Origin of the sequence: Okeania sp. SIO2B9 (assembly GCF_010672505.1) — a bacterium.
In the GTDB taxonomy this organism is placed as follows: Bacteria; Cyanobacteriota; Cyanobacteriia; order Cyanobacteriales; family Microcoleaceae; genus Okeania; species Okeania hirsuta.
In genome coordinates this window covers 1-3,736 of the sequence record NZ_JAAHGK010000780.1, presented here as the reverse complement: position 1 = coordinate 3,736, position 3,736 = coordinate 1, and the positions used below count along the sequence as shown (strand labels likewise).

Sequence of the window (3,736 nt, the reverse complement as noted above, 5' to 3'; positions counted from 1 at the left end):
TTGAAGACTCTGGCGCATTACCCATTGAATGCGCCAGAGTCTTCAGCAGTGTTGAAGAAAATCGGAGCAATTTTACCACCGAGAATATATCCACCAGAGTGCTTATTGGGAATATGGGGAATGTCTTCTCCAATGTGCCATAACACGGAGTTACAGGCAGATTTCCGGGATGAACCAGTACCGACAACATCCCCAACGTAGGCAACTGGATAACCTTTTTGTTTTAATTCCGCAATAGTTTGCAAACCTTCTGGCATTGTTGATTCCAGCATCGCTAATGCGTGGAGTGGAATGTCGGGGCGAGTAGTGGCATGGGGAGCAGGTGACAGGTCGTCAGTGTTGGTTTCCCCAGGAACTTTGAAGACAGTGACTGTTATTGTTTCTGGGAGTTGGGGGCGAGTGGTAAACCATTCTGCTGCTGCCCAGGAGTCTACTACTTGTTTGGCGTAGGGGTTCGTTTCTGCTAATTCTATAACATCGTTAAAGGCATCATAGACTAGCAGAATTTTGCTTAAAGCTTGAGCTGCTATATTTGCCAGTTCGGGATTTTCGGATTTGAGGATGTCAATGAGGGATTGAACGTTGTATCCACCTACCATTGTGCCTAATAATTCGACTGCGTAGGTGGGAGTTATTAGAGGACTGGTAATTTCTCCTTTGGCAATACCTGTGAGAAATCCTGCTTTGACATAAGCTGCTTCATCTACTCCTGGTGGTACGCGATCGCGCAGTAATGCCATTAATTTTTCTTCTTTTCCCGTAGGTGGGTTTTTCAGCAGTTCGCATAATTCTGATGTTTGTTGGGCGTCTAGTGGCAGTGGTGGAATTCCTAAATCTGCCCGTTGTTTAACGTGATTTTCATAGTTGTCTAACATTGTTCGGGTGTCCTCCAGGTTTACATCGTCAATTCTATAATTTTAGATATTTTTTTCAGGGATATATCTGATCCAATATCCCACCAATATAGAATGGTAACCTAACTAAAAAAACAGTAGGTTTCAATACTTCATTATTGCTTTTCCAGTTGTCTTTTTTACAGAAACTATTGTCTATAAAATTCTGATTGCTACGCTCCAGAGATTCTAATTGTAGAAGACCTTGCTTAGAATCCTTACAATTAGTAGGGCTTAAATCTGAGGGCGAACATTAAACCATTACCTAAAATCTATTTATCTTCTTCATCAAAACTTTATATAAATAGTTTATCTAGACTATATTTGTGTGCTATGGCTAATTTTTGATTGCTACCAACATGAAATTATTTGTGTGAGCAATTGCCTTTTTTGTGGCAGCGATCGCTTATATAACTAATCTTGACATATTATTTACCTACTTTAATTTTCATAAATCTTTAGAAAAAATATTAAAAAAAATTTACAAATTACTTTAAGATTTAATTATTGAGATTAAAATAAGTTTATGTTGCAATATTGATAATCTATCACAAGATGATTATCAGGTTTGATCGGGGTGTGATAATTTTTTCAGGTGCTATTTGATTTGAGAATGTAATAAATGTCACTTTTATGATTAGGGATCGCTAATTATTTCAGATCGGTAGTGTAACATAATCAGCAAAAAAATCAGAAAAGACAATCAAAATAAAATTAAAATAAATCAATAAAAATACAACTTTAAAAATACAACTTTATAAATAAATTAAAAAGTTAAAATATAGGTTTTAAGTAAGCTATGAAAAAAAGAAAAAATGAAGAATTGTGGAAGAATATTGCGGAAGTAATGCCAGTAGCAATAGTAATTAGCCGTGCAGTTGATTGTGTGATACTTTTCAATAACAAACTCTTTGAATTTACCTTTGGACTTCCTGGTCAAAAATTAATCGGTCGTCCCAAATCAGGTTTTTACTGTAATCCTCAAGAATGTGAATTGTTGTTCGCAAATCTGCATCAAGGAGGTGTAGTGCGAGACCGCGAAGTGTACTTAAAAAAAGCAGATGGCACACCATTTTGGGCTAAGACATCAATGCATTCCATCAAGTTTAATGGGGAAACTGCAATACTGTCAATATTTTTGGACATCTCAGAACGCAAATTTGCCCAACAGTCACTAAAAAGACAAGCTTTAACTTTTGAGAATATCTATGATGGGGTAATTCTTACGGATATTCATGGTCATATTATTGATTGGAACCCAGCAGCAACTAGAATGTTTGGCTATAGCAAAACTGAAGTTTTGGGTAAGACTCCAGGCATTTTACACAAACCGCAAGAAGCTTCTGTGTTAACTCAGGAAATTCTCAAGAAGATGAAGGAAGATGGTCGCTGGGCAGGAGAAATAAACTTTATTCGCAAAGATGGTAGTGAAGGCATATGCGAAACTACAGTTGTACCGATGCTAGATAAATCTCATCAGATAGTTGCAACTATAGGAGTTAACCGAGATATTAAAGAGCAAAAGCAAGCGCAAGTAAATGAAGACCTACTCTTAGATTGCCTCAAATCTCGCGAACGTCAACAAGCAGCAGTAGCATGGTTAGGGCAAAAAGCTATAGCAACATCAGATTATCATACACTGCTTGATACAGCTGCCACCATAATTGCCAAAACTTTGAATGTAAAATTTAGCCAAATTCTAGAGTTGTTACCTGGAAATAATGCTCTGCTCCTCCGTGCTGGAGTAGGTTGGAAAAAAGGATTGGTTGGTAAAGCGACAATTACTGCTGCCAGAGAAAAGTCTCAAGCTGGTTATACTCTTTTTGTTGACAAACCAGTTACGGTCAAAGATTTTCCTGTGGAAACTAGCTTTTCAGGTTCTCCTCTCCTACATAACCATCACATCGTTAGTGGTGCTACTTTGATCATACCTAACTTGAAAATTACAGCATATCAAACAACCGATCCCGAACTTACTCATAAAGCTTGGGGTGTTTTGGGGGTTCATAGTTGTGAACATCGAGAATTTACCCAGGATGAAATATACTTTCTCGAAGCGATCGCTAATATTATCGCAACTGCCATTGAGCGTCATGCTAATCAGGAACACTTGGAACTGATGAAGCGAGCTCTTGATAGTAGTAACAATGGCATCGTGATCACTGATGCTACTCAGCCAGATAATCCCATTATTTATGTTAATCCTAGTTTCCAACAGATCACAGGTTATCAAACTGAAGAACTAATTGGCAAAAATTGTCGATTTTTGCAGGGAAAATCAACAAATCAGCCAGCAATTTCTAAGTTAAGAAATGCCATTTTATATGGTCAAGAATGTCATGTTATTTTGCAAAATGTACGGAAAGATGGCACAGATTTTTGGAATGAACTATTCGTTGCACCAGTTTACAACTCTCAAAAGCATTTAACACATTTTATTGGTATTCAAACAGATGTTACGGAAAGATTCCGTTGGGAAGCAGAATTATTTATTAAGTCCCAAGCTTTAGAACAATTTAGTTCTAGTCTAAAGCAGCTACATAGAATTGCTACTTGTAATTACAATAATATAGAAGAACTTTTTGCTGATTATCTCCAAGCTGGTTGTGAAATTTTCGGGACGGATACTGGTATTATTGGTGAAGTAAAGGAGGAATTATATATTATCAGAGCTGTAAAATCAAAGCAGGATTATTTTGTACCAGGAAGAAAATTTAATTTATGTGATACTTTCTGTAATAGAGTAGTTAAAGAAAAAAGAACAATCTGTATTGATGAGTTAGAACCCTCGGAAGCAAAAAGTATGCCCATAAAAGTATATATTTGTACTCCAATATTTGTAA

The 3,736-nt window shown here is 36.7% G+C and carries 1 protein-coding gene and 1 pseudogene; one reads left to right on the top strand and one right to left on the bottom strand.

Annotated elements, in window-relative coordinates; all coding sequences use genetic code 11:
* Positions 1-29: 29 nt before the first annotated feature.
* Positions 30-875, bottom strand: a pseudogene (locus tag F6K13_RS23250) (aconitate hydratase B); the annotation flags it as partial.
* An 817-nt stretch (positions 876-1,692) separates the two neighbouring features.
* Here F6K13_RS23250 and F6K13_RS23245 point away from each other — a divergent pair.
* Positions 1,693-3,736, top strand: a 2,044-nt coding sequence (locus tag F6K13_RS23245) for a PAS domain-containing protein (protein ID WP_287288537.1), incomplete at its 3' end; no start/stop codon positions are given.